Genomic DNA, 24,160 nt, shown 5'->3' with positions numbered 1-24,160 from the left:
CGCGCGAGCTGCGCGCCGCCGTCGCCGGTGACGTCGACCTGTCCGTCACCGCACGCGCCCTGACCTCCATGGACGCCTCCAACTACCGGCGTGTGCCGCTCGGCGTCGTCGCCCCGCGCGACGCCGACGACCTCGCCGCCACGCTGGCGGTCTGCCGTGCGCACGGCGTGCCGGTCGTCGCCCGCGGCGGCGGCACCTCCATCGGCGGGCAGGCCACCGGAACGGGTGTCGTGCTCGACCTCACCCGTCACCTGAACGACCTGGTGTCGCTCGACCCGGAGGCGCGCACGGCCGTCGTCCGGCCGGGGCTCGTGCTCGACCGGCTCAGGGCGGCGGCCCGCCCCTACGGGCTGACCTTCGGCCCCGATCCGTCCACGCACAGCCGCTGCACTCTCGGCGGCATGATCGGCAACAACGCGTGCGGCGCGCACTCCGTGGCCTGGGGCACCACCGCCGACAACGTGCGGGAGCTGGACGTCGTCACCTACGACGGGCGGCGGCTGCGCCTCGGGCAGGACTGGCGGGGCGCACCGGCCGGCCTGCGGGAGCTGGTGGCCGGCCGGCTCGCGCTGCTGCGGACCGGCTATCCGGCCGGGCTGCCGCGCCGCATCTCCGGTTACGCGCTCGACGCGCTGCTGCCCGAGCGGGGTGCGGACGTGGCCCGGTCCTTCTGCGGCAGCGAGGGGACGCTCGGCGTGGTGACGGAGGCGGTGGTGCGTCTGGTGCCGCTGCCCGCGGAGCCGGTGCTCGTCGTCCTCGGTTACCCGGACGAGAGCGCGGCGGCCGACGCGGCGGCGGGGCTGCTGCCCTACGGGCCTTTGACCGTCGAGGGGATGGCCGCGGATCTCGTGCCGGGCCGGGGCGCGGAAGGGCTGCCGCGGGGCGGGGCGTGGCTGTTCGTGGAGGTGGACGGGCGCGGGGCGGCGGCCGGGCTCGTCCGGGCGGCGGACGCGCTGGACTCCGCGGTGGTCACCGAACCGGCCGGGCAGCGGGCGCTGTGGCGGATCCGGGAGGACGCGGCCGGGACGGCGACGAGGATGCCCGACCGGACGGAGGCCTGGCCCGGGTGGGAGGACTGCGCGGTGCCGCCGGCCCGGCTGGGTGCCTATCTGCGGGATTTCCGGGGCCTGTTGGCGGCGTACGGGCTGCGGGGCACGCCGTACGGGCACTTCGGCGACGGCTGTGTGCACGTGCGCATCGACTTCGACCTGTGGACGGGTGAAGGGGTGGGCCGTTTCCGGGAGTTCTCGGAGGCGATGGCCGGGCTCGTGGTGGCGCACGGCGGTTCGCTGTCGGGCGAGCACGGCGACGGCAAGGCGCGGGCGGAGCTGCTGCCGAGGATGTACGGGGACGAGCTCGTCGCCCTGTTCGGCGAGGTCAAGGACCTGTGGGACCCGGACGGCGGTCTGAACCCCGGCATGCTGGTGCGGCCGGAGCCGCTGGACTCCGGGCTGCGGTTCGCGGGGCTGCCGGTGGCGGGCCTGGGGCGGGAGGCCGCACGGTGCGTGGGGGTGGCCAAGTGCCGGGTGGAGGGGCCGGGTTCGGGTCCGGGCGTGATGTGCCCCTCGTACCGGGCGACGGGGGAGGAGAAGCACTCCACGCGCGGCCGGGCCCGGCTCCTGCACGAGATGGCGCTCGGCGAGATCGTCACGGACGGGCTGCGCTCGGAGGAGGTCCGGGACGCGCTCGACCTGTGCCTGTCGTGCAAGGGCTGCCGCAGCGACTGCCCGGTGGGCGTCGACATGGCCGCGTACAAGGCGGAGTTCCTGGCCGGGTACTACGCGGGGCGGCCCTGGAAGCGGCCGCGCTCGCACTGGACGACGGGCGGCCTGCCGCGGCTCCTCGACCGCTTCGGAACGGGGCTGAACCTGGCCATGGGGCTGCCGTTCGCGGCGTGGCTCGCGGGCGTCACACCGGAGCGGCAGCTGCCGAGGGTGGCGGAGGTGTCCTTCGTGTCCTGGTTCGGGGAGCGGGCCTCGGGCCGCCCGCCGGCGCTCACGCTCTGGCCGGACACCTTCACCGACCACCTGGCGCCGCAGGTGGGCGCGGCGGCGGTACGGGTCCTGGAGGCCGCCGGACTGGGGGTCGCCCTGCCGCCCGGCCGGGTGTGCTGCGGGCTCACGTACGTGTCGACGGGCCGGCTGTCCGCGGCGCGGCGGGTGATGCGCCGCACCCTCGACGTCATGGCGGACGTCGAGGGCCCGGTGGTCGTCCTGGAACCCTCCTGCGCGGCGGCCCTGCGCTCCGACCTGCCCGAGCTGCTGCCGGACGACCCGCGCGCGGCCCGGCTCGCCGCGTCCGTACGCACCTTCGCGGAGGCCCTGGAGGAGCTCGCCCCGGACTGGACGCCGCCGCGCATCGACCGCCCGGTCACCGGCCAGACCCACTGTCACCAGCACGCGGTCCTGGGCGACGCGGCGGACCGCCGGCTGCGGCGACGTGCGGGCCTGCACGGCGAACCGGCCGGCGGCTGCTGCGGGCTCGCGGGCAACTTCGGCTTCGAGCCCGGCCATTACGAGGTCTCCGTCGCCTGCGCCGAGGACCAGCTCCTCCCGTCCCTCCGCGCCGCACCCCCGGACGCCCTAGTCCTCGCGGACGGCTTCTCCTGCCGCACCCAGATCGCCCACCTGACCCCGCAACACCATCCACACCACGTGGCGGAGGTCCTGGCGGAGGCGCTGGACCAGGGTTACTGAGGAACGGAGAAGACCTCCGCCACGTGCGTGGCGGTGATCGCCCGCTCCAGCCAGCGGTCGAGCGTCTCGGTGTCGGTGCACTCCGTGATCCGGCGGGCGTCGGCCTCGGAGACCTCGATGCCTCGTGCCGCCAGCACCGCCAGGACAGACTCGGCTTTGCCCTCCGCCTTGCCTTCGGCCTTGCCCTCCGCCCTGCCGTCCGCCTTGCCTTCGAGGTAGGTCTCCTCGACGAGGGTGCCCCGGCCCGGGAAGTAGGTGCCTACAGCCATCAGTTGCCTCCAGGTGTCCCTGGCCGGGGTTTCGCCCAGGCCGATCTCCATGATTTCCGAGTAGTACTTGAAGGAGGCCCGGTCGGCCGTGCCCAGCGCCTTCGCCAGCGCCTCCAGTATGGACGGGGCCTCCGGATGCGTGCCATGAGTCATGGCGCTGAAGGCGGTCATCGCGAGGTTCCGGGAGGCCTCGGCCGGGTCGGTGATGACGGGGACGTTGTCCGGGCCGAGGACGAGCGGGTGGAGGCTGATCGCCGTCCACGGCCCGTAGCCGCTGCGGAAGGGGCCGGTGGCCCACCTCGCCGTGGAGCGGTCCTGGCAGACCACGAGGAGGAGCGCGGGGAGGCCGTATTTCGCCCCGAGGTAGCCCAGGTAGTACGTCCAGCTGGACGCCTTCTCCCGGTCCCGTCTGCCCTGCGCCTCGATGGCGAGGAGGAAGCCGTCGCCGTCGGGTGGCTCGACGCGCAGGACGGTGTCGACGCGACGCTCCAGCGGGCGGATCTCGGTGGCGTCCGGGGTGAGGACGTCGACCGTCGCTTTGGTCGGCAGCGGTACGCCGAGGAGCTCGAAGACCGGGGGCAGTAACTCCGGGCGGTCCTGGAAGATCCGGTGCGAGGTCTCGTGCGTGGAAGTGACCATGCGGCCGAACGTAGGGGCGTGACAGCAGCTCCGGGCATGCCTTTGGCATATGACCGCTCGTCCGGGTGACGTCATCCTTCCCGTGCGATCTCCCGCGCCAGCTCCGCCAGCGCCTCCGTCGCCGGGTGGCGGGACGTCGCGCGCCAGGCCAGGAGGACCGGGAGGGGCGGGGCGTCGGGGAGGGGGCGGTAGGTGACGCCCGGGTGGGGGTGGAGGGCGGCGGTCGAGGCGGAGGAGACGCCGATGCCGCGGCCAGCGGCGATCGCCGCGAGCCAGTCGTCGGTGTTGGCGACGGTGAGGGTCGTGCGGGGGCGGGCGTCGGGAGGCCAGAGGTCGAGGGTGGTGGTGCCGGAGACCGCGTTGAGGACCGCGGTCTCGGTGGCCAGCTCCGTCAGGGTGAGTTCCGGGCGCGCGGCCAGCGGGCTGTCGGCCGGCAGGGCGGCCACGCGGTCCTCGGTGAGCAGTTGTTCGGTCACCAGGCCCGGGATCTCCACCGGGCCGCGCAGCAGTGCCGCGTCCACCTCGCCGCGCAGCAGGCCCGCCGTGCGGTCGTCGATCCGGAGGAGTTCGAGCGGGGTCTCGGGGTGGTTCCGCTGCCAGCGGCGCAGGAGGGGAGTGGTGTACGGGCCGAAGGCCGACCACGCGTGGCCGAGCCGGAGCGGGCGGTGGCGGAGCCGGCCGGGATCGACGGCCGTGTCGAACGCGGCGACCGCGGCCGCGGCCCGGTCGCGGAAGGCGCGGCCCTCGGGGGTGAGGGCGAGGTGGTGCGTGGAGCGGTCGACGAGCCGGGCGCCGAGCTCCTTCTCCAGGGAGGCGAGCGTGCGGGAGACGGCGGGCTGGGTGAGGTGGAGCCGGGCCGCGGCCCGGGTGAGGTTGCCCTCCTCCGCGATGGCGAGGAAGCAGCGCAGGTGGCGGAGCTCGATGCTGGTGCGGCTCATGCGTGCGGAGCATAACCGCAGCGCGATCGGCATTTCCGGTGCCGCGCCCGGCGTCGTAGCGTGAAGCGGAGGGTGCGGTTCGGCTGGCCTGCGGGCTCCGGATGCGGTGCCCGGGAGATCGGTGGCGAGGCGGGCGGTCCCGTCCCTCCCAGGGCCGGGCCTGCCCGGGCCGTGGCTGCGGCTGAGGCTGTGGTTGTCCCTGAGGGCCCGTGGGGGCGGAGAGGGCGGGGCCCCGTTCCCTTAGTCCATTAGGATGGACCTTGTGGTCCATTGTGTTGGACCCTGCGTCGAACGTCAGCAAGGCTTAGGAGCGCCCCGGTGGAAAGCCCGGTCCAGGACATATCCGCCTCCCCGGCGGCCCGGCCCGCCACGGTCCCGGCGGCCCCAGCCGGTGCCGCCGTCGGCCCGCGTGCCGCCGGGCGGCTCGGTCCCGTCGCGCTCGTCGTCGCCGGCGGCCTCTCCGTGCAGTTCGGCTCCGCCGTGGCCGTCCTCCTCATGCCCCGCGCCGGCGCCCTCGGCGTCGTCACCCTGCGGCTCGTGCTCGCCGCCGCCGTCCTCCTGGTCGCCTGCCGGCCCAGGGTCCGCGGCTACAGCCGTGCCGACTGGGGCACCGTGCTCGCCTTCGGCGCCGCCATGTCCGGCATGAACATCCTCTTCTACCTCTCCGTCGCCCGGATCCCGCTCGGCGCCGCCGTGACGCTCGAGGTGCTCGGCCCGCTCGCCCTCTCCGTCGTCGCCTCCCGGCGCCTGGTGAACCTCCTCTGGGCCGGGCTCGCCCTCGCCGGCGTCGTCCTGCTCAGCGGTGCCCACGGCGGCGGCTTCGACCGGCTCGACCCGGCCGGTGCCGGGTTCGCCCTCGCCGCGGGCGCGATGTGGGCCGCGTACATCGTCTTCAGCGCCCGCACCGGCCGCCGCTTCCCGCAGGCCGACGGCCTCGCCCTCGCGATGGCCGTCGGCGCGGTCGTCAGCCTGCCCTTCGGCATCGCGTCCGCGGGCGACAGGCTCCTCGACCCGGCGACGATCGGTCTCGGCCTCGGCGTCGCCCTGATGTCCTCCGTCCTGCCCTACACCCTCGAACTCCTCGCCCTGCGCCGCCTGCCCGCACCCACCTTCGCCATCCTCATGAGCCTGGAACCGGCCATCGCCGCCACCGCCGGCTTCCTCGTCCTCCACCAGGCCCTCGGCCTGGCCGACGCGCTCGCCATCGCCCTGGTCATCGCGGCCAGCATGGGCGCCGTGCGGACCCAGGTGGCCCGATCCCGTTGATCTCTGACCCGTGGCCGGTTTCCGCCGCCACGGGTCCGGCCGCAGGATGTTCGCCATGGCCCTTGAGATGCGCGAGCGTTGCGAACGCTGCGAGACGACCGCCCTGCCCGTCGACGCACCCGCCCGGATCTGTACGTACGAGTGCACCTTCTGCGTCCCGTGCTCGGACGCGATGGACGACGTCTGCCCCAACTGCGGCGGCGAACTGGTCGCCAGGCCCCGCCGGGCCTCCTGAACCCCGCTCCACCCCTCCGCACAGGGCCGCCGCCGGCGGCCCTGTTCCCGTTTCGGGCCTCCCGCAGAATTCCAAGCAAGCACGCTTGATTGTTTCTTCCCCGGCTGCCATGCTCCTCACGCACGTCCGTGACCCGCCCGTCCCCGAGGGGAGCGCACCGTGTCCGACCCCGCCGTCGTCCTCGACGACCTGCGTGCCGAGAGCGAGGAAGTCGACGCTCTGGTGAGGGAGTTGACCGACACGCAGTGGGCGCTGCCCACGCCCGCGCCGCGCTGGACGGTCGCCCACCAGATCGCGCACCTCGCCTGGACCGACGCCGCCGCGCTGCTCGCGGCCACCGACCCCGAGGCCTTCGCCGTGGAGACGGAGAAGGCGCTCGCCGCGCCCGACCGCTTCGTCGACGACGGGGCCGAGGAGGGCGCGGCCCGGCCGCCCGCCGAACTGCTCGCCCGCTGGCGCGCGGGCCGGGAGCGGCTGCACCAGGTGCTGCGCGAGGCCCCGCCGGGGACGCGTTTTCCCTGGTACGGGCCCGCCATGAGCGCCGTGTCCCTGGCCACCGCGCGTCTGATGGAGACCTGGGCGCACGGCCAGGACGTGGCCGACGCGCTCGGCGTCGTACGGAGGCCGACGGCGCGGCTGCGGCACGTGGCCTGGATCGGGCTGCGGGCCCGGGACTACGCGTACCTCGTGCGCGGACTCACGCCGCCCGCCGAGCCGTTCCGCGTCGAGCTGACCGGGCCCGACGGCGAGGAGTGGGCGTACGGCCCCGACGACGCGCCCCAGGTGATCACCGGACCGGCGCTCGACTTCTGTCTGCTCGTCACCCAGCGGGTGCACCGCGCCGACACCGCGCTCGTCGCCCGCGGCGCCGACGCCGAGCACTGGCTCACCGTCGCCCAGGCCTTCGCGGGCCCGGCGGGCGAGGGCCGGGCGCCCAGGGAGGGCGGGGCGTGATCCTGCGGATCGGCAACGCCTCCGGCTTCTACGGCGACCGCTTCGACGCGGTCCGCGAGATGCTGACCGGCGGCGGACTCGACGTCCTCACCGGCGACTACCTCGCCGAGCTGACCATGCTCATCCTCGGCCGCGACCTGCTGAAGGACCCCGCCGCCGGATATGCCAGGACCTTCCTGCGGCAGATGGAGGAAGGGCTCGGCCTCGCCCACGACCGTGGCGTGCGGATCGTCGCCAACGCCGGCGGCCTCAATCCCGCCGGTCTCGCCGACGCCCTGCGCGACCTCGCCGGGCGGCTCGGCGTGCCCGCCCGCGTCGCCCACGTCGAGGGCGACCGGCTGCCGGCCGGGCCCGGCGTCCTCGCGGCCAACGCCTACCTCGGCGGCGCCGGGATCGCGGCCTGCCTCAAGGCCGGAGCCGACGTCGTCGTCACGGGCCGGGTGACGGACGCCGCGCTCGTCACCGGGCCCGCGCAGTGGTTCTTCGGCTGGGGCCCGGAGGCGTACGACGAGCTGGCGGGCGCGGTCGTCGCCGGGCACGTCCTGGAGTGCGGCACCCAGGCCACCGGCGGCAACTACGCCTTCTTCACCGGCTACGCACCGGGCACGCTCCGCCGCCCCGGCTTCCCGCTCGCGGAGCTGTACGCGGACGGCAGCGCGGTCGTCACCAAGCACCCGGGCACGGGCGGCGTCGTCGACGTCGGCACCGTCACCGCCCAGCTCCTGTACGAGACGGCCGGCGCCCGCTACGCCGGGCCCGACGTCACCGCCCGCCTCGACTCCGTGCGCCTCACCCAGGACGGTCCGGACCGGGTGCGGATCGACGGAGTGCGGGGCGAGGCGCCGCCGCCCACCCTCAAGGCGGGCCGCTGCCGGCTCGGCGGCTTCCGCAACGAGGTCGTCTTCGTGCTCACCGGCCTCGACATCGAGGCCAAGGCGCGGCTCGTGCAGGACCAGGTCACCGACGCCCTCGCCACGTCGCCGCCCGACGAGGTGCGGTGGGAGCTGGCCCGCACCGACCACGAGGACGCCGGCACCGAGGAGACCGCCAGCGCGCTGCTCCGGCTCGTCGTCCGCGACCGGGACCCGGAGAAGGTCGGCCGCGCGCTGACCGGCGCCGTGATCGAGCTCGCCCTCGCCAGCTACCCCGGCTTCCACGTGACCGCCCCGCCCGGCAAGGGCGCCCCCTACGGGGTGTTCGACACGGCGTACGTGCCGGTCGGCGAGGTCCCGCACACGGCCGTGCTGCCCGACGGGACCCGCGTCCCCGTGCCCGTACCGCCCGTGACCAGGGAACTCGCGCCCGTACCCGAACCGGACCTGCCGGCGCCGCCGCCCGCCGGGCCGGTCCGCAGGGTGCCGCTCGGCCGGATCGCCGGGGCCCGCAGCGGCGACAAGGGCGGGGACGCCAACGTCGGCGTCTGGGTCCGCAGCGACCGGGCGTGGCGCTGGCTCGTGCACGCCCTGACCGTGGAGCACTTCCGCGAACTCCTGCCGGAGGCCCGCGACCTGGCGGTCACCCGGCACGTGCTGCCCGGCCTCAAGGCACTCAACTTCACCGTGGCCGGCCTGCTCGGCGACGGCGTGGCCGCCCGGGCCCGCTTCGACCCGCAGGCCAAGGCCCTCGGCGAATGGCTCCGCTCCCGCCACACCGACGTACCGGTGGACCTCCTGGAGGAAGCCCGATGACCGTCCTCGCCTCCGCCCTCGACACCGGCGGACCCGACTACGCGGCCCACCGCGCCGCCATGCTGGACAAGCTGGCCGCGCTCGACGCCGAGCACGCCAAGGCGCTGGCCGGCGGCGGAGAGAAGTACACCGCCCGGCACCGCGGGCGCGGCAAGCTCCTCGCGCGCGAGCGGATCGAACTGCTCGTGGACCCGGACACCCCGTTCCTGGAACTGTCGCCGCTCGCGGCCTGGGGCAGCGCATATCCCGTAGGGGCGTCCCTGGTGACCGGCATCGGGGTGGTCGAGGGCGTCGAGTGCCTGATCACCGCCAACGACCCCACCGTGCGCGGCGGCGCCTCCAACCCGTGGACGCTGAAGAAGGCGCTGCGGGCGAACGAGATCGCGTTCGCCAACCGGCTCCCGGTGATCTCGCTCGTCGAGTCCGGCGGCGCCGACCTGCCGTCCCAGAAGGAGATCTTCATCCCCGGCGGGGCGCTCTTCCGCGACCTCACGCGGCTCTCCGCCGCCGGGATCCCCACGATCGCGGTCGTCTTCGGCAACTCGACGGCCGGCGGCGCGTACGTCCCCGGCATGTCCGACCACACCGTGATGATCAAGGAGCGGTCGAAGGTCTTCCTGGGCGGACCGCCGCTGGTGAAGATGGCGACGGGCGAGGAGAGCGACGACGAGTCGCTCGGCGGTGCCGCGATGCACGCGCGGACCAGCGGCCTGGCCGACCACTACGCCGTCGACGAGGCCGACGCGCTGCGCCAGGCCCGCCGGATCGTCGCCCGCCTCAACCACCGCAAGGCGCATCCGGATCCGCCGTTCGCCGAGCCGCCGAAGTACGACGAGGAGGAGCTGCTCGGGATCGTCCCGGGCGACCTCAGGACGCCGTTCGACCCGCGCGAGGTGATCGCCCGGATCGTGGACGGCTCCGACTTCGACGAGTTCAAGCCGCTGTACGGGACGAGCCTGGTGACCGGCTGGGCGGAGCTGCACGGCTACCCGGTGGGCGTCCTCGCCAACGCGCAGGGCGTGCTGTTCTCCGCCGAGTCGCAGAAGGCGGCGCAGTTCATCCAGCTCGCCAACCAGCGTGACATCCCGCTGCTGTTCCTCCACAACACCACCGGCTACATGGTGGGGAAGGAGTACGAGCAGGGCGGCATCATCAAGCACGGCGCGATGATGATCAACGCGGTGGCGAACTCCCGCGTGCCCCATCTCTCCGTCCTCATGGGAGCGTCGTACGGCGCCGGGCACTACGGCATGTGCGGCCGGGCCTACGACCCGCGCTTCCTCTTCGCCTGGCCCAGTGCGAAGTCCGCCGTCATGGGCCCGCAGCAGCTCGCGGGCGTGCTCTCCCTCGTCGCCCGGGCGAGCGCGGCGGCGAAGGGGCAGCCGTACGACGAGGAGGCGGACGCCGGGCTGCGGGCGATGGTCGAGGCGCAGATCGAGAGCGAGTCGCTGCCCGTGTTCCTGTCCGGGCGGCTGTACGACGACGGGGTCATCGACCCGCGCGACACGCGCACGGTCCTCGGGCTCTGCCTGTCCGCGATCCACACGGCACCGGTCGAGGGCGCGCGCGGCGGCTTCGGCGTCTTCCGAATGTGAGGCCTCTGGTGATCTCTTCAGTTCTCGTGGCGAACCGGGGCGAGATCGCGTGCCGGGTGTTCCGCACCTGCCGTGAGCTCGGCATCGCGACGGTGGCGGTGTACTCGGACGCGGACGCTGAGGCCCTGCACGTGCGGGAGGCCGACGCGGCGGTACGGCTGCCGGGGGCGGCGCCCGCCGACACCTACCTGCGCGGCGACCTGGTGGTGAAGGCCGCCCTCGCGGCCGGCGCCGACGCCGTCCACCCCGGCTACGGGTTCCTCTCCGAGAACAGGGAGTTCGCGGAGGCCGTCCTGGCGGCGGGACTGGTGTGGATCGGGCCGCCGCCGGAGGCGATCGAGGCGATGGCGTCGAAGACCCGCGCCAAGGAGCTGATGGGCATCCCGCCGCTGACGGACGTCACCGAGGCGGACCTGCCGGTCCTGGTGAAGGCGGCGGCGGGCGGCGGCGGGCGCGGCATGCGCGTCGTACGCGAACTCGCCGCACTCGAAGGAGAGTTGTCGGCCGCGTCGGCCGAGGCGCGGAGCGCCTTCGGGGACGGAGAGGTGTTCGTCGAGCCGTACGTGGAGAACGGCCGCCACGTCGAGGTGCAGATCCTCGCCGACGCCCACGGCACGGTGTGGACGCTCGGCACCCGTGACTGCTCGCTCCAGCGCCGCCACCAGAAGGTGATCGAGGAGGCGCCGGCGCCCGGCCTGCCGGCCGCGCTCGTCGACGAGCTGCACGCGCGCTCGGCCGCCGCCGCGAAGGCCGTCGGCTACGTCGGAGCGGGTACGGTCGAGTTCCTCGTCGCGGACGGCCGGGCGCACTTCCTGGAGATGAACACCCGCCTCCAGGTGGAGCATCCGGTGACGGAGGAGATCCACGGCGTGGACCTGGTCGCCCTCCAGATCGCGGTCGCCGAGGGCACGGCGCTGGACCCGGAGCCCCCGGCCGCCCGGGGCCACGCGATCGAGGCGCGCGTCTACGCGGAGGACCCGGCGGCCGGCTGGACCCCGCAGACCGGGGTGCTGCACGCCCTGGAGTTCCCGGCGGGGCCGGGCGTGCGGGTCGACACCGGATACGCCTCGGGTGACTCCGTGCCCGTGCACTACGACGCCATGCTGGCCAAGGTCGTCGTGTGGGCGCCGACCCGGGAGGCCGCCGTGCGCAGGCTGGCGCACGTCCTGGACCGGGCCCGGATCCACGGACCGGTCACCAACCGGGACCTGCTCGTCGGCTCCCTCCGGCACCCCGGCTTCCAGGACCCCGGCCGGCTCGACACCGGCTTCTACGACCGCCACCTCGACGCGCTGACCCGGCCCCGGGACGGCGCGGCGCACGCGGCCGTGGCCGCCGCCCTCGCCGACGCGGCCCAGGGCGCCGGGCGGTTCGGCGGCTGGCGGAACCTGCCGTCGCAGGACCAGGTGAAGACGTACGGCGAACACGAGGTGCGCTACCGGTACGGCCGCGGCGGATACACCGTCACCGCCCCCGACGGCGTCCGCGCCGTCTCCGTCACGCCGCACGCCGTCCGCCTGGAAGTCGGCGGCGTCGTCCGGGACTTCGACGTGGCCGCGTACGGCGACGGCACCGTGCACGTCGGCCCGCACCGGCTCACCGCCCGGCCCCGCTTCACCGAACCCACGGAACAGCGGGAACCCGGCTCGCTGCTCGCGCCCATGCCCGGCACCGTCGTCCGGGTCGCCGACGGTCTGGCCGTCGGCGACCGGGTGACGGCCGGACAGCCGCTGCTCTGGCTGGAGGCCATGAAGATGGAGCACCGGGTCACCGCTCCCGCCGCCGGCACGCTCACCGCGCTCCACGCCGCTCCCGGCCGCCAGGTCGAGGTCGGCGCCCTGCTCGCCGTCGTCCAGCCCGAAGACCTGGCCGGCGTACCGACCGAAGCCCAGGAGGCCTCCGCATGAGCACCCTCATCGAGTCCCCGGAACACACCGCCCTGCGCGCCGCCGTCTCCGCCCTCGGCCACCGGCACGGCCCCGGCTTCGACCGGGCGTCCCTGTGGGCGGAGGCCGGCAAGCTCGGCTACCTCGGCGTGAACCTGCCCGAGGAGTACGGCGGCGGGGGCGGCGGCATGGCCGAGCTGTCGATCGTCCTGGAGGAGGCGGGCGCGGCCGGAGCGCCGCTCCTCATGATGGTGGTGTCGCCCGCGATCTGCGGCACGGTCATCGCCCGCTTCGGCACGGACGCGCAGAAGGCGGCCTGGCTGCCGGGGCTGGCCGACGGCTCCCGCACCATGGCCTTCGGCATCACCGAGCCCGACGCGGGCTCCAACTCCCACCGCATCACGACCACGGCCACCCGCACCGAGGACGGCTGGGTCCTCAACGGCCGCAAGGTCTTCGTCTCCGGCGTCGACATCGCCGACGCGACCCTGATCGTCGGCCGCACCTCCGACGCCCGCACCGGCAACCTCAAGGCCTGCCTGTTCGTCGTCCCGCGCGACACGCCCGGCTTCGGGCGGCGGCAGATCGACATGGAGCTGGCGGCGCACGAGAAGCAGTTCGAGCTCGTCCTCGACGACGTGCACCTTCCCGCCGACGCGCTGGTGGGGGACGAGGACGCGGGCCTGCTCCAGCTCTTCGCCGGCCTCAACCCCGAGCGGATCATGACGGCCGCCTTCGCGATCGGCATGGGCCGCTACGCCCTCACCCAGGCCGTGAAGTACGCCAGGGAGCGCCAGGTCTGGAAGGCGCCGATCGGCGCCCACCAGGCCGTCGCGCACCCGCTGGCGCAGTCCCACATCGAGCTCGAACTGGCCCGCCTGATGATGCGCAAGGCCGCCGCCCTGTACGACGCGGGCGACGACCTGGCGGCGGGCGAGGCCGCGAACATGGCCAAGTACGCGGCCGCCGAGGCGTGTGTGAAGGCGGTCGACCAGTCGGTCCACACCCTCGGCGGCAACGGACTCACCCGCGAGTTCGGCCTCGCCCGCCTGGTCACGGCGGCCCGCGTGGCCAGGATCGCCCCGGTCAGCCGCGAGATGATCCTGAACTTCGTGTCGCATCAGACGCTGGGGCTGCCCAAGTCGTACTGAGCCGGCCTCAGCCCTGCGGCGCGCCGACCAGGGTGACGATGTCGGTGAAGATCTCCGCGTCGTGCTGGTGGGCGGTGACCAGCACGCGGCGCCGTCCGGCCTCGTCGGTGGTGTAGTGGTGGGCGCGGATCTCGCAGGGCGCGTCGAGCTCGGCGTACCGGATGAAGGCGGTGTCCATGCCGACGACCACGCTCGCGCCGGGTGAGGTCACGGCCTGGGCCGCCTGCCGGCCGGCTTCGAGCAGCAGCATGCCGGGGGCGTGGTCGACGCGGTGGTCGAACAGGATGGGGTGGCTGGTGTCCACCCGTAGCAGCCACCGGTGCGGGCGGCCGGTGGGGGACAGGGTGACGTCCATGGCGCGGGTGCGTCCCACCACGGGCGCGGGCACCGGTGGCGCGGGCGGCAGTGCGCGGGCGTTCGCGAGGTCGAGGTCGGCGTACTGTCCGCGCAGCCGCTCGTAGATGGCGCGGTCCTGGATGGCGAACCGGGTGCGGGTGCTGGCCAGCTGCCGGCCCGCGCGGTGCACCAGGGCGGTTAAGAGCATGGAGGCGGGCCGGCCCCGGCGGTACTTGAGGTCGCTGCACGTGACGTGCAGTTCGACCCGGGTGTCCCGCTCGGTCACGTACAGCGCCTCCGGGTCGAGCTCCCAGCGGAAGTCGTGCCACAGCAGCTGGTGGCCGAGGGGTATCTCGTAGCCGACGTGCGAGAGCAGCGGCAGCGCCTGGCGTACCGTCTCGCTGAGCAGCAGCGGGTCGTGCAGCCCGTGCCGGGTGGTGTAGAAGTCGTGTGCCCGGGGCCAGCGGGCCCGGACGACGAAGGCGTGTTCGTCCGTTCGCCGCCAGTCGGTGAGCAGGACCTCGTCCGGATTCGTCTTGTGGGTGTGGCCCTGGATGACGGGCGTCGGGACCCCGTTGCCCCCGTGGGTCCGGTCGTACTCAAGGTGCAGCTTTGACATGCCAGTTCTCCCCCTACTGACTCAACTGGTGCGCCCTGACTAGTGCTTGACGGTCGCTGAATTTAACATAGTGGTGATTCTTTTTTTGTAGCAGAGAGGTGAACAGATGGCCCGGGTCATGCAGGAGCGCGCGGTGCGGACGAGGGAGGTGCTGCTGCGGGCGGCGGCGGAGGTCTTCGACGAGGTCGGATACCCGGGCGCGAGCATCACCAAGATCATCGACCGGGCCGGTGTGACGACCGGCGCGGTCTACTTCCACTTCCGCTCCAAGGAGGGCCTGGCCCGCGCCGTGATCCAGGAGCAGGCCGCCGACCTGGACTTCCCGCAGGGCGAGGCGGGACTGCAGCGGCTCCTCGACCTGACCCTGTACCTGGCCGAGCGGCTCCAGCACGACACCCTGCTGCGCGCCGGTGTCCGCCTCGCGGTGGAGCAGAGCGAGCCGGGGCTGCAGGAGTACTCGATCTACGAGTGGTGGGCCGACCGGTTCGCCCAGGACCTCGCGGCGGCCCGGGACCGTGGCGAACTCCTTCCGGAGGCCGACGCCACGGTGTTCGCCACCACCCTGGTGGCCGCCTTCACCGGCTCGCAGATCATGTCGCGGCTCGCCAGCGGCCGGGCCGACCTGCCCCAGCGCATCACGAACGTATGGCGCTGCCTGCTGCCCGGGCTCGCCCCGGCCGGCGTCATCGCCCGGCTCGAGTTCGCCGGCGACGAGGAGGGCACACGATGACCACCGTCCTGCTGACCGGTGCCACCGGCTTCATCGGCTCGAAGGTGCTGCGCCGGCTCCTCGAGGCGAGCCGCGCGGGCCACGGCCTCGAGGTGCTGACAGCGGCGCGCTCGAAGAGCGTCCCGGGGGTCGCCTGCCGCCGGGCCGACCTGGCCGATCCGGCGTCCCTGCGCGGCCTCGCCCAGGGCGTGGACGTCCTCGTGCACATGGCGGCCATGGTCACGGGCGACGAGGCCGCCTGCGACGCGGTCAACCACCACGGCACGGCGGCGCTCGTGGCCGAGGCCGAGCGGGCCGGGGTGCGCCGCATCGTCCAGCTGTCCACCGCGGCCGTCTACGGCGCGGGCCCGCACCGCGGCATCACCGTGAACGAGATCGTGCCCGCTCCGGTGTCCCCCGCCAGCCGTTCCCGCCTGGCGGGGGAGACGGCGGTACTGGCCGCGGGCGGCACGGTCCTGCGGCCCGGCCTCGTCACCGGGGCCGGTGACCGGTGGGTGGTGCCGGCGCTCGCCGACCTGCTCGACCGGGTGCCCGCCCGCTGGGACGGCGGCCGCGGGCTGCTGTCGATGGTCGACGCGAACGACCTGGCGCGGCTGATCGCGGCGCTCGTCCTGGCCCCGGACCCGGTGCCCGCGGGCATCCACCACGCGAGCCATCCCGCGCCGGTGCGCAACGCCGACCTGATGGCCAGGCTCTCCGAACTCGACGTGCTGCCCGCGGCGCTGGAGGACTGGTCGTGGGAGGAGTGCCTGGAGCGGTTGCGCAGCGGTCCGGGCGGGGTGAGCGAGCGCCAGTTCGCCCTGCTGGCGGGCGACCACTGGTACCGCAGCGAAGGGATCTGGATCGCGACCGGCGCCACCCCGGGCCCCGGCCCGCTGGCCCGTCTCGCGGCGGCGGCGCCCTGGTACCGCGCGCACCTCGACCGGCGTTCCGGCGCCGTCCGCGCGGCGGCGTGAGACGCCCCCCAGGCGCCTGGCCTCGGGCAACGTGCCAAAGACGTTCCGGTAACCGGGAAGCGACGCCCGGACCAAGAGGAACGCCGGGTACCGTGAGGGCGTTCTGACGGGAGCCGGCCATGAGGTGCGGGAGGAGCTGTGAAGCTCGTACACAGTGCCCGGGGCACCCGGCCGACCGCGCCCGCCGCCCCGCACCGGGCCGTGCCGCTGTGGTGAGGCAGGTACGGGCGCGGCTGACCAGGTCGGCCCTGATCACCGCCGCCGCGGGCGAGTTCGCGCGGCTCGGCTACGCCGGCGCCACCCTGGCGCGCATCAGCACCGCCGCCGGGGTGACCTCGGGCGCGCTGACCTTCCACTTCCTGTCCAAGGAGGAGCTGGCCCGCGCCGTCGCCGGCGCGGGCGCCGAGGCGGCCCGGTCGGCGCTGGGCGAGGTGGAGCGGATCGCCGCCCCGGGCCTGGCCGCGGCCGAACGCCTCACCCAGGTTCTTCCCGTCCTCCTGGAGCAGGACGTGCACGCCCGGGCGACCGTACGCCTCATGGACGAGTGTCCCGACGAGTGCGCGCCCTGGGAGGAGGCCTGGCGCCCCGCCCTCGGCCATGCCCTGGACCGGGCCCGGGCGGGCGGCGCGGACGACGCCGTCGTGGCCGACGTCCAGCTCCTGATCTCCTACCTGCTGGCCGGCGCCCGGGCCCGGATGCGGTCCGGTCTCCCGGTCGCGGCGGTCAGGGACGAACTGGGCAGCCTCTGGCAGCGGCTCGCCCCCGGCCTACGGGCCTGATCGCGCGCTGAGTTCGCGCCTGATCCCGCGCTGAGCTCGTGTTGACAGGGCCGGTCCGGATGGATCCGGCCCTTCTCCTACGCCACCGCGCCGCGGCCCGACGGCCCGCGGTCGCCTCCTCCTGTGCGGAGCCTGGGCCGCTTGTCCCGGGGCCGGCCGTCCCGGGGCCGGTGGTCGCGGAACCGGCGATTCCGTGAACGGTCAACGCGTAAGAATTTCGCAGAAGTTGGCGAAGTGTCGGCCGAAAACGACTCGCTCAGAAGAAAAATAGTGCTCATTCTCTTTAATCTGAGGCACAGCCCACACGGAGCTGCCGCACCGAGGGAGGGAGAGGCTATGAGGGGTATCGCCGGATCCGGGGGAGCGGATTCCGTCGTCGAGTTCACGGACCAGCTCTTCGGACATCTGCGCAGGGTCGACCAGCGCAGATGGGCCCACGCGTATGTGCTCGGCCTGCTCAGGACGCCCGGAAAGAAGACGATGCGCCGTATCGCCGCGGCGGCGAGCGACTCGCCGACGGCGTCGCAGGCGCTGCACCAGTTCATCAACGAGAGCCCGTGGGACTGGGCGCCGGTCTGCGACCGGTTACGGCAGTGGACCGAGGCCCGGGTACGGCCCCGGGCCTGGACGGTCGCCCCGGTCGTCCTGCCCAAGCGGGGCGAGAAGTCCTGCGGCGTGCACCGCCGGTTCATCCCGCACACCGGACGGACCGTCAACTGCCAGATCGGCACGGCCGTCTTCCTGTCGACGGACGCGGGCGACTTCCCGGTGGGCTGGAGCCTGCTCCTGCCCGAAGCGTGGGCCCAGGGTGCCCTGCGGGAGCGTGCCCGCGTCCCCGAGGAGGCCGTGGCCCGGCCCGAGACCCATGTCCTGAACCTGGTCGAACCGCTGGTCCGGACCTCGCGGCACGAACCGGTCCCGGTGGTCGTCGACGTCGACGGCTACCTGGACGTGCGTCCGCTGCTGCACGGCCTGATCCGGGGCCGGCGCGACTTCGTCGTCGCCGTCCCCGACGGCCTGCCGCTGGCCCCCTTCACCGCCGCCCGGCCCGTACGCGCCCAGGTGCGCGCGGCGGCCCGCATCGTCGGCGCCTCGCCGAGCGGGGCGGAGCGGGTCCGGGGCCTGGTCCGCAACCAGCTGGTGCAGCTGCCGTTCGGCTCGGCCGAGCAGCGGCCCCAGCCCTTCCGGCTGTTCGCGCGGCCCGGCACCGGGCCGGGCGGTCCGGGGCGGCTGTGGCTCACCAACATGGTGGACCGGCCGCTCGGCGAACTCGTGCGCCACACGGAACGGACCGCGTCCGCCGGTGAGGCCGTCCACCTGCTCGAACGCGACTTCGGGCTGAAGGACTTCGAAGGACGCTCCTTCCCCGGCTGGCACCACCACATGACGCTCGTCTCGGCGGCCTTCGCCCACAGCCGGCTCTCGGACGTCCCCGCCGACGGGAACAGCCCCCTGGGCATGCCCGCGGACTGGGCGGACGAGGGTTCTTTCCGCCGTGACCTGACCCTGCTGACGGCGTCCTGATCCTGCTGACCGCGTCCTGACGTGGCGACGGCCTGACCACTGCCCGGCGGAGGAGTGGCGACGGCGTGACCGCGGCCTGGCGACGGCCGCGGGACGGCCTGTGGACGGAAGGGGCCCGTGACACCACCTCGGTGGGTCACGGGCCCCTCGTCCTGTCCGGGCACCACGCCGCCGTCAGCGCAGTGCCGGTGCCAGGACGGCGGCGTGCGACGCGGTGGGGGTGGCGTCGGCGGTGCCGGCGGTGTCGTCCGGCGTGGCGTCGGCACGGTTGCCGTACCGCAGGAAGTGCCGTACCCGGTCCGCGCACCGCAGCTGGCCCTTGACCAGGACCATGCCGTACACCCGGCCCTCGTCCTCGCGCCAGCACACCAGCGGGACGCGGTAGGTGTCCCCCTCGGGCGTCGCGAAGACGGCTTCGTAACCGGAGGCGTCCAGCAGGCTCACGCGGCCTCGCCCTTCGGCTCGGTGGTGAACAGGTGCCCGTAGTCGGTGATGCCGAAGGCGGTGTCGGCGGCACCGGCCAGGTGCAGGGCGTGCCAGAGGATCACCTGGTTCGCGGTGACCACGTGGAAACCGAGCTCCGCCTCCAGGGGCTTGATGGTGCCCACCGCCCGGATGCCGTTGCCGGCGACGAGGACGGCGTCCGGACGGTGCGCGGCGACCGTGGTGCGGATCCACGCCGACAGGTTGTCCGGCGTGATGGCCTTCTGGTCGGAGGGCAGTCCGCACGGGCCGTGGTGCACGACGTCGTAGCCGAACTCCCGGAAGTAGTCCGCTCCCTGGCCCGAGAGCTTGTCGTCGAACCACGGCGGGTTGACCACCGCGATCCGGCGGGCGCCCAGCGCGTCGAACGCGGCCCGGGCGGCCTTGGTGGTGCCGGTGATCGGCAGGTCGCGGGTGACGGGCCGCAGCCGCTCGTACAGCTCCTCCTCGCCCTTCGCCTTCAGGACGTAGCTGGAGGAGGTGAAGCCGAGGGTGAGCGCGTGCAGCGGGGACGCGGCGAGCAGCTCCACGGCCTGGTCGAGGTAGGGCGGCTCGACGAAGGAGCGCACGGGGTCGTGCGGGATCTTCTCGTCCATCTCGCCGCCCGCGCGCATCGCGGCGAAGTGGATGCGCGAGCCGTGGATCGACACGGAGGCGGGGGCGACGGCCTGCAGTTCGGCCTCCGGGCCGACGTCGGCGTGCGGCACGACGACGCCGATGCGGGTCGAGGCGTCCCAGCCGTCGGTGGGCGCGGCGGTGCGGGTGCTGTCGGTCATGGTGGATGCTCCTACCGGGTGAGGGCGGACTCGTCGGCCAGGCTGCCGCCGCTGACGGTGCCGGTGCCGTCCGCGTCGAGGAACCCGGGGTGCTTGCTGCGCATGGAGGAGATGACGAAGTCGTAGGGGACGTCGTCGAAGGCGCCGTGGTCGGTGAGGAACTCCATGGAGCCGCCGCCCTCGTCGAAGGGGTGGTAGAGGCTGTCGCTCAGGCCGTCGAACTCCAGGGCCTGCATGCCGTAGAGCTTGCAGAGCATCTTGTTGAACACCGGGGTGGCCTTGACCCACTTGCCGTTCAGGTAGACCTGGGTCAGGCCGTGGAAGAACACGTCGCCGCCGATGTGCTGGAGCAGGCGCGGCGAGGCGAGGTGGTTGCGCACGTCGCCGTAGACGAGCTTGGACGGGATGCCGAGGGCGCGCACGGAGGCCGCGTACAGGGCGGACTTGTGCAGGCAGAACCCTTCCTTGGTGGTGGCGGTGTGCGAGGCCTTGAGGCCCTCACGGGAGAGGGGGGCGCCGTAGACCTCGTAGAAGACGTCGTCGCGCACCGCGTAGTACAGCTCGATGGCGTTGGTCGTCGGGTCCGCGGAGCGGTCCTTGACGGCGTGGTCGATGAAGGCCTGCACCGCGTCGGTCTCGTAGTCGAGGAACTCGGTGGGCCGGGTGAGTCGGTCCAGCTGGTCGGTCATTGCGGGATTCCTTGCGGTCGGAGGCTCGGTCGGAGGCCGGCGGTCAGAGGCCGAGGAGGGTGGCGATGCGGTTGCGCTGGATCTCGGAGGTGCCCGAGTAGATCGTTCCGGCGATCGAGTTGCGCAGGTCGCGCTCGATGCCGTGCTCGGTGAGCACGCCGCGGCCGCCGTGGATCTGCACCGCGTCCAGCGCGGTCTGCACGTTGGCCTCGGACACGATCGTCTTGGTGGCCGCCAGGTCGAGCGCGGCGTCCTGGCCGGCCTCGACCTTCGCGCCGGTGTCGGCGAGCCACTTGCGGGCCGTCTCGACCCGCATCTTCATGTCGGCGATCTTGTGGGAGACGGCCTGGTAGGAGCCGATGGGCTGCCCGAACTGGTGGCGCTTCCGGGCGAAGGCGATGGTCTCCTCCAGGCGCCGGGTCATCTCCCCGAGCGTGATGGAGAAGCCGAAGAGGACCTCACGCTTCATGACGTGGTCGAGGACGAGGAAGCCGGTGCCCTCCTGCCCGACCCGCTGACTGACCGGGACGCGCAGCTCGTCGAAGGCGAGCGTGCCGACCGGGCTGGTGCGCAGGCCGATCTTGTCCATCGCGGGGCCCGCGGTCAGTCCGGGCGTGCCGGCCTCGACGAGCAGCGTGGTCAGACCGAACGGGCCCGGCTTGCCGGTGCGCACGTACAGCAGGAACAGGTCGGCGACGGGGGCGTTGGTGATGAACATCTTGCCGCCGCTGACCACGTAGTGGTCGCCGTCGCGGCGGGCCGTGGCGGACAGGTTCATGGCGTCCGATCCGCCGGACTCCTCCGTGATCGCGTGCGCGGTGATCGCCTCACCGGACATGATCCTCGGCAGGTACCGCTCCTTCAGCTCCTGGCTGCCGAACCGCTGCAGCGGCACGCCGACGGAGACGATCTGGGTCGAGGCGGAGAAGGACAGGCCCGCGTCGTGGGAGACGTAGCCGAGGCCCTCCAGAGCGCGCATGGTCGCCGTCAGGCCGTGGCCGGCGCCGCCGAACTCCTCGGCGAAGTGCGTGCGCAGGAGACCGGTCTGCTGCAGGACCTTCCACTTGTCGTACGGGAAGGCGCCCGCCGCGTCCAGCTCGCGGGTGTCCGCGTTGAGCTGCTCGGCCCACGGGGCGGTGAGGGAGAAGAGGTCGTCGGTCAGGGCATCGGTCGTCAAGGCGGGTCCTAGGTCGGCGGTGGTCGGGTGACGGGCCCGGACCCGGGCCGGCCCGCAGCGGGGGAGGGAAGCGGGCCGGCCCGGGCTGGGCGGCTCAGTACTGCGAGAACCCGTCCTCGGACAGGGTGTGCTTCTCGTCGCCGACGATCGGCGGGTTGAAGATCGACACCAGGTGCAGGTCCTCGTAGTCGGAGGCCACGAGGTAGTGCGGGTCGTGCTCGTTGAGGACGTATATGGTGCCCGGCACGATCTTGTGGCGGGTGCCGTCCTTCTCCACGACCTCGCCCGAACCGCCGATGCAGTAGCAGGCCTCCAGGTGGTTGCGGTACTGCAGGGCGCTGGTGGTGCCCTGGCGCACGAGCGTGTCGCAGACGGCGAAGCCCATGCCGTCGGACTTGGTCAGCAGCCGGGTGCTGAGGCCGTTGCCCCACTCGACGGGAGCGACGTCATCGAGGCTGCGAGTGAACATTGCGGTTTCTCCTTCGGATGGTGTGGTGCTGCTGGGTTGTGGGTGTTGCTGTGGGGGTGTTGCTGTGCGGGTGTTGCCGTGGTGGCGCGTGCTGCTGCGGCGGGGGTGGCGCCGTGTGTGTGGGGGGCAGCTGTGGTGCGGGTGCAGCTGTGGCGTGGGGGTGACGGCTGCTGTGGGGAAGGGGCGGGGTCAGGCGGTCCGCGCCGGGGCGTGCGACTCGACCACGGCGGTGATGGAGTCGAGCGTGCGGAAGTCGTCCGGCGTGAACTCGATGTCGTCGACGGGGATGTCGAAGGCCTGCGTGAGGTGCGAGAGCAGGCGCACCAGGCCGAGGCTGTCGATGACGCCGGAGTCGATCAGGTCGTAGTCCCCGGTCAGGTCCGAGGCGTCCTCGCCGGCGAGGAACTGGCCCACCACGTAGGCGCGGATCTCGCCTGCGATGTCCGTGCTGCTCATGCGTCGATCTCCTTCATACGGTTCTGCTTGATCAGGTTCCGGTCGGGCTTGCCCGTCGAAGTACGGGGCAGCGGGGCGTCGGTGAGGTGCACCGAGGCCGGTATGGCGTGGCGGGGCAGATGCCGGCCCGAGTGGGTGCGCAGCCGCAGGCTGGTCAGCCCGGTGCCGGGCCGGCGGGTGACGTGGGCGTGCAGTCGGACGCCGGCCTGCGGGTCGGGCAGGGGCACGACCACGGCCTCGGCGACGTCGGGGTGGGACGCGAGCACGCTCTCCACCTCCTGGAGGTTGGTGCGCACCCCGCGGACCTTCACGTGCCAGTCCGCGCGGCCTTCGAGGAAGTACAGGCCGTCGGCGCTGCGGGAGACGATGTCGCCGGTGCGGTAGAAGTCGCGGCCGTCGATGCGGGTGAACGCGGACCCGTTCAGCTCCTCGCGCAGGTAGCCGCCGGTCTGGAACGGGGTGGCCACCAGCAGTTCGCCGGTGCCCGCCCCCTGCAGCCGCTGTCCGTCGGCGTCCAGGACGAGGGCGTCGGTGCCGCTGACGGGCCGGCCGATGGGCATCGGCCCGGCCGCGGCGAGGTCGACGCGGTGGATGAAGGAGTCGTTGGTCTCCGTGCAGCCGAACACGTTGTGGAAGGCGGCGCCGGGGAACTTCGAGGCGATCGGGGCCAGCAGGTCGGCCGGCATCCGGTCGCCGGTGAAGACGGCATGGCGTACGGCGTCGAAGGTGCCGCCGCCCGCACCGCCCTCGCCGCTGCCCGCGCTGCCCTCGAGGAGCAGCCGGTACATCATCGGCACGCCCTGGACGAAGGTCAGCCGGTGCCCGGCGGCGAGTGCGGCCAGGTGCGCGGCGTCGGTGGCCCGCTCCTTGTCGACCAGGACGACGGTCGCGCCGAGGCGCAGGAAGGTCCACACGTCCAGGAGCGCGAGGTCGAAGTTGAGGGGCGCGTACGACAGCGCCGTCTCGCCCGGAGTCAGGCCGAACTCGTCGACGGCCCAGTCCGCGAAGGCGTCGAACCCGGCGGCCTCGATCGGCACGATCTTGGGGGTGCCGGTCGAGCCCGAGGTGGTCAGGAGCAGCCGCGTCCGCTGCGGATCGGGCGTCGCGAATCCGCTCGCCTCGTCCTCGTCGGCCGCCACGGGCGTCGCGTCGAGCACTCCGTCGGCGTCGACGGTCAGCAGGTGGCTGACCCGTGCCTGGCGGGCGATCCGCTCGCGGGCGGCGCTGCCCAGGTCGGGGGAGGGGGCCAGGGCGATGTGGCCCTCGTGGAACACGGCGAGCAGCAGGGCGATGGTCTGCGGCGTCTTGTGCGCCGGGACGCACACGGTGCTGCCTGCCGGGAGACCGAGGCGGAGCAGTTGGCTGCGCAGGTTCTGCGTCAGGTCGTGCAGTCGGCCGTAGGTGACGGCCTGGTCGTTGAAGTGGAGCGCGATGCTGCGGGGCCGGTGGTGACCGTGGACGGCGACGGTCTCGGCCAGGCGAGGCGATGGCACGGCGGATTCCTTGCGGTCGGCTCAGCCGCGACAACTGGAGTCGCTCGGCTGTTCGAATCTTGCGGTGTCGAGCACGAAGGTATCCGGCCAGGTACATGCTTGGTCAAGCACCTACTTGGCGAAGTGGATGTGATCCACGGCATTCAATTTTGCTTGAACAAGCAAGTGTCAGGGATGTGGAACGCGCCGGGCGGGCCTCGCGGGAGCGCGTCCTGAGTGCGCGAAAAGGCCGCGACGCGGTGCAGCCGTCCGGAACCGGAATCTCGCCGGGTCCGGACGGCTGCCGGTCGCGTAAACAAATAAACCATCCCCCGCGGCAAATAACAATCCCGGTTGGGGGCTGGTGGTTGTTGAGG

General features: G+C 73.4%; 22 protein-coding genes. 12 read left to right on the top strand and 10 right to left on the bottom strand.

The window, feature by feature from the left end:
• Positions 1 to 8: 8 nt before the first annotated feature.
• Entirely contained in the window at positions 9 to 2,696 is a 2,688-nt protein-coding gene (locus ACFVGS_RS34385) for an FAD-binding and (Fe-S)-binding domain-containing protein (RefSeq protein ID WP_385696117.1), read from the top strand.
• On the opposite strand, the gene ACFVGS_RS34380 is transcribed toward ACFVGS_RS34385, so the two are convergent.
• Both ACFVGS_RS34380 and ACFVGS_RS34375 read right to left on the bottom strand, forming a co-directional pair.
• Positions 2,690 to 3,604 carry a hypothetical protein gene (locus ACFVGS_RS34380; RefSeq protein WP_385696094.1) on the bottom strand — a complete coding sequence of 305 codons (915 nt, stop codon included), beginning with the start codon at positions 3,602 to 3,604 and terminating at the stop codon, positions 2,690 to 2,692. The two genes, ACFVGS_RS34385 and ACFVGS_RS34380, sit on opposite strands and share 7 nt — an antisense overlap.
• A gap of 71 nt (positions 3,605 to 3,675) precedes the next feature.
• Positions 3,676 to 4,575 carry a LysR family transcriptional regulator gene (locus ACFVGS_RS34375; protein ID WP_385696091.1) on the bottom strand — a complete coding sequence of 300 codons (900 nt, stop codon included), beginning with the start codon at positions 4,573 to 4,575 and terminating at the stop codon, positions 3,676 to 3,678.
• Between the two features lie 285 nt (positions 4,576 to 4,860).
• Between ACFVGS_RS34375 and ACFVGS_RS34370 the strand changes: the two genes are divergently transcribed.
• From ACFVGS_RS34370 to ACFVGS_RS34340, 7 genes are all read left to right on the top strand, one after another.
• Positions 4,861 to 5,808: a DMT family transporter gene (locus ACFVGS_RS34370; protein ID WP_384418350.1), complete on the top strand. Its 948-nt coding sequence runs from the start codon at positions 4,861 to 4,863 to the stop codon at positions 5,806 to 5,808.
• Between the two features lie 55 nt (positions 5,809 to 5,863).
• Positions 5,864 to 6,043 (top strand): DUF1272 domain-containing protein, encoded by a 180-nt coding sequence (locus ACFVGS_RS34365; protein ID WP_384418353.1) that lies wholly within the window; start codon positions 5,864 to 5,866, stop codon positions 6,041 to 6,043.
• A 159-nt stretch (positions 6,044 to 6,202) separates the two neighbouring features.
• Complete coding sequence (locus tag ACFVGS_RS34360) at positions 6,203 to 6,997, top strand: TIGR03084 family metal-binding protein (protein WP_384418355.1); 795 nt, start codon at positions 6,203 to 6,205, stop codon at positions 6,995 to 6,997.
• Positions 6,994 to 8,685, top strand: a complete 1,692-nt coding sequence (locus ACFVGS_RS34355) for an acyclic terpene utilization AtuA family protein (RefSeq protein WP_385696088.1) — start codon at positions 6,994 to 6,996, stop codon at positions 8,683 to 8,685. The genes ACFVGS_RS34360 and ACFVGS_RS34355 overlap by 4 nt, the downstream gene beginning before the upstream one ends.
• The gene (locus ACFVGS_RS34350; RefSeq protein WP_384418360.1) at positions 8,682 to 10,280 is read left to right on the top strand and encodes an acyl-CoA carboxylase subunit beta; all 1,599 of its coding nucleotides are present in this window, start codon (positions 8,682 to 8,684) and stop codon (positions 10,278 to 10,280) included. Before ACFVGS_RS34355 ends, ACFVGS_RS34350 begins: the two co-directional genes overlap by 4 nt.
• Before the next feature lie 8 nt (positions 10,281 to 10,288).
• Complete coding sequence (locus tag ACFVGS_RS34345) at positions 10,289 to 12,187, top strand: acetyl/propionyl/methylcrotonyl-CoA carboxylase subunit alpha (RefSeq protein ID WP_385696086.1); 1,899 nt, start codon at positions 10,289 to 10,291, stop codon at positions 12,185 to 12,187.
• Positions 12,184 to 13,317 carry an acyl-CoA dehydrogenase family protein gene (locus ACFVGS_RS34340; protein ID WP_384418366.1) on the top strand — a complete coding sequence of 378 codons (1,134 nt, stop codon included), beginning with the start codon at positions 12,184 to 12,186 and terminating at the stop codon, positions 13,315 to 13,317. Before ACFVGS_RS34345 ends, ACFVGS_RS34340 begins: the two co-directional genes overlap by 4 nt.
• Before the next feature lie 7 nt (positions 13,318 to 13,324).
• Here the strand turns inward: ACFVGS_RS34340 and ACFVGS_RS34335 are convergent, their stop codons facing one another.
• Positions 13,325 to 14,272: a ScbA/BarX family gamma-butyrolactone biosynthesis protein gene (locus tag ACFVGS_RS34335; protein WP_384418368.1), complete on the bottom strand. Its 948-nt coding sequence runs from the start codon at positions 14,270 to 14,272 to the stop codon at positions 13,325 to 13,327.
• A 106-nt stretch (positions 14,273 to 14,378) separates the two neighbouring features.
• Here ACFVGS_RS34335 and ACFVGS_RS34330 point away from each other — a divergent pair, with 106 nt between their 5' ends.
• The 4 genes from ACFVGS_RS34330 to ACFVGS_RS34315 all read left to right on the top strand — a co-directional run bounded on the left by ACFVGS_RS34330 (position 14,379) and on the right by ACFVGS_RS34315 (position 18,261).
• Positions 14,379 to 15,002 (top strand): ScbR family autoregulator-binding transcription factor, encoded by a 624-nt coding sequence (locus tag ACFVGS_RS34330; RefSeq protein ID WP_384418371.1) that lies wholly within the window; start codon positions 14,379 to 14,381, stop codon positions 15,000 to 15,002.
• Positions 14,999 to 15,958 (top strand): NAD-dependent epimerase/dehydratase family protein, encoded by a 960-nt coding sequence (locus tag ACFVGS_RS34325; RefSeq protein WP_384418373.1) that lies wholly within the window; start codon positions 14,999 to 15,001, stop codon positions 15,956 to 15,958. Before ACFVGS_RS34330 ends, ACFVGS_RS34325 begins: the two co-directional genes overlap by 4 nt.
• Before the next feature lie 209 nt (positions 15,959 to 16,167).
• Positions 16,168 to 16,737 (top strand): TetR family transcriptional regulator, encoded by a 570-nt coding sequence (locus ACFVGS_RS34320; protein ID WP_384418375.1) that lies wholly within the window; start codon positions 16,168 to 16,170, stop codon positions 16,735 to 16,737.
• A 336-nt stretch (positions 16,738 to 17,073) separates the two neighbouring features.
• Positions 17,074 to 18,261: an IS701 family transposase gene (locus tag ACFVGS_RS34315; protein ID WP_385696080.1), complete on the top strand. Its 1,188-nt coding sequence runs from the start codon at positions 17,074 to 17,076 to the stop codon at positions 18,259 to 18,261.
• Between the two features lie 174 nt (positions 18,262 to 18,435).
• Here the strand turns inward: ACFVGS_RS34315 and ACFVGS_RS34310 are convergent, their stop codons facing one another.
• From ACFVGS_RS34310 to ACFVGS_RS34280, 7 genes are all read right to left on the bottom strand, one after another.
• Positions 18,436 to 18,705, bottom strand: coding sequence for a DUF6253 family protein (locus ACFVGS_RS34310; RefSeq protein WP_385696077.1), 270 nt, complete (start codon positions 18,703 to 18,705; stop codon positions 18,436 to 18,438).
• On the bottom strand, positions 18,702 to 19,520 hold the full coding sequence (locus tag ACFVGS_RS34305; RefSeq protein ID WP_385696074.1) for a maleate cis-trans isomerase: 819 nt from the start codon (positions 19,518 to 19,520) through the stop codon (positions 18,702 to 18,704). The genes ACFVGS_RS34310 and ACFVGS_RS34305 overlap by 4 nt, the downstream gene beginning before the upstream one ends.
• An 11-nt stretch (positions 19,521 to 19,531) precedes the next feature.
• A complete protein-coding gene (locus ACFVGS_RS34300) occupies positions 19,532 to 20,209 on the bottom strand; it encodes a transglutaminase family protein (protein ID WP_385696072.1) in 678 nt (225 codons plus the stop codon).
• Between the two features lie 43 nt (positions 20,210 to 20,252).
• The gene (locus tag ACFVGS_RS34295) at positions 20,253 to 21,386 is read right to left on the bottom strand and encodes an acyl-CoA dehydrogenase family protein (RefSeq protein ID WP_384418388.1); all 1,134 of its coding nucleotides are present in this window, start codon (positions 21,384 to 21,386) and stop codon (positions 20,253 to 20,255) included.
• A gap of 94 nt (positions 21,387 to 21,480) precedes the next feature.
• Positions 21,481 to 21,855: an ectoine synthase gene (locus ACFVGS_RS34290; RefSeq protein ID WP_384418390.1), complete on the bottom strand. Its 375-nt coding sequence runs from the start codon at positions 21,853 to 21,855 to the stop codon at positions 21,481 to 21,483.
• Positions 21,856 to 22,044: 189 nt separating this feature from the next.
• Complete coding sequence (locus tag ACFVGS_RS34285; RefSeq protein ID WP_384418392.1) at positions 22,045 to 22,311, bottom strand: acyl carrier protein; 267 nt, start codon at positions 22,309 to 22,311, stop codon at positions 22,045 to 22,047.
• The gene (locus ACFVGS_RS34280) at positions 22,308 to 23,804 is read right to left on the bottom strand and encodes an AMP-binding protein (protein WP_385696068.1); all 1,497 of its coding nucleotides are present in this window, start codon (positions 23,802 to 23,804) and stop codon (positions 22,308 to 22,310) included. Before ACFVGS_RS34280 ends, ACFVGS_RS34285 begins: the two co-directional genes overlap by 4 nt.
• Positions 23,805 to 24,160 lie beyond the last annotated feature (356 nt).

The organism is Streptomyces sp. NPDC127114, assembly GCF_042677525.1.
Taxonomy (GTDB): Bacteria; Actinomycetota; Actinomycetes; order Streptomycetales; family Streptomycetaceae; genus Streptomyces.
Note: the sequence above shows the minus strand (reverse complement) of the source record. Positions and strands in the feature narration are given on the sequence as shown.

What these genes read in the sequence shown, in the direction of transcription:
- ACFVGS_RS34365 (WP_384418353.1), top strand. Translation starts at nt 5,864, where the DNA reads ATGGCCCTTGAGATGCGCGAGCGTTGCGAACGCTGCGAGACGACCGCC.
- ACFVGS_RS34305 (WP_385696074.1), bottom strand. Translation starts at nt 19,520, where the DNA reads ATGACCGACAGCACCCGCACCGCCGCGCCCACCGACGGCTGGGACGCC.
- ACFVGS_RS34285 (WP_384418392.1), bottom strand. Translation starts at nt 22,311, where the DNA reads ATGAGCAGCACGGACATCGCAGGCGAGATCCGCGCCTACGTGGTGGGC.
- ACFVGS_RS34325 (WP_384418373.1), top strand. Translation starts at nt 14,999, where the DNA reads ATGACCACCGTCCTGCTGACCGGTGCCACCGGCTTCATCGGCTCGAAG.
- ACFVGS_RS34380 (WP_385696094.1), bottom strand. Translation starts at nt 3,604, where the DNA reads ATGGTCACTTCCACGCACGAGACCTCGCACCGGATCTTCCAGGACCGC.
- ACFVGS_RS34335 (WP_384418368.1), bottom strand. Translation starts at nt 14,272, where the DNA reads ATGTCAAAGCTGCACCTTGAGTACGACCGGACCCACGGGGGCAACGGG.
- ACFVGS_RS34330 (WP_384418371.1), top strand. Translation starts at nt 14,379, where the DNA reads ATGGCCCGGGTCATGCAGGAGCGCGCGGTGCGGACGAGGGAGGTGCTG.
- ACFVGS_RS34290 (WP_384418390.1), bottom strand. Translation starts at nt 21,855, where the DNA reads ATGTTCACTCGCAGCCTCGATGACGTCGCTCCCGTCGAGTGGGGCAAC.
- ACFVGS_RS34315 (WP_385696080.1), top strand. Translation starts at nt 17,074, where the DNA reads ATGAGGGGTATCGCCGGATCCGGGGGAGCGGATTCCGTCGTCGAGTTC.
- ACFVGS_RS34300 (WP_385696072.1), bottom strand. Translation starts at nt 20,209, where the DNA reads ATGACCGACCAGCTGGACCGACTCACCCGGCCCACCGAGTTCCTCGAC.
- ACFVGS_RS34340 (WP_384418366.1), top strand. Translation starts at nt 12,184, where the DNA reads ATGAGCACCCTCATCGAGTCCCCGGAACACACCGCCCTGCGCGCCGCC.
- ACFVGS_RS34375 (WP_385696091.1), bottom strand. Translation starts at nt 4,575, where the DNA reads ATGCCGATCGCGCTGCGGTTATGCTCCGCACGCATGAGCCGCACCAGC.
- ACFVGS_RS34350 (WP_384418360.1), top strand. Translation starts at nt 8,682, where the DNA reads ATGACCGTCCTCGCCTCCGCCCTCGACACCGGCGGACCCGACTACGCG.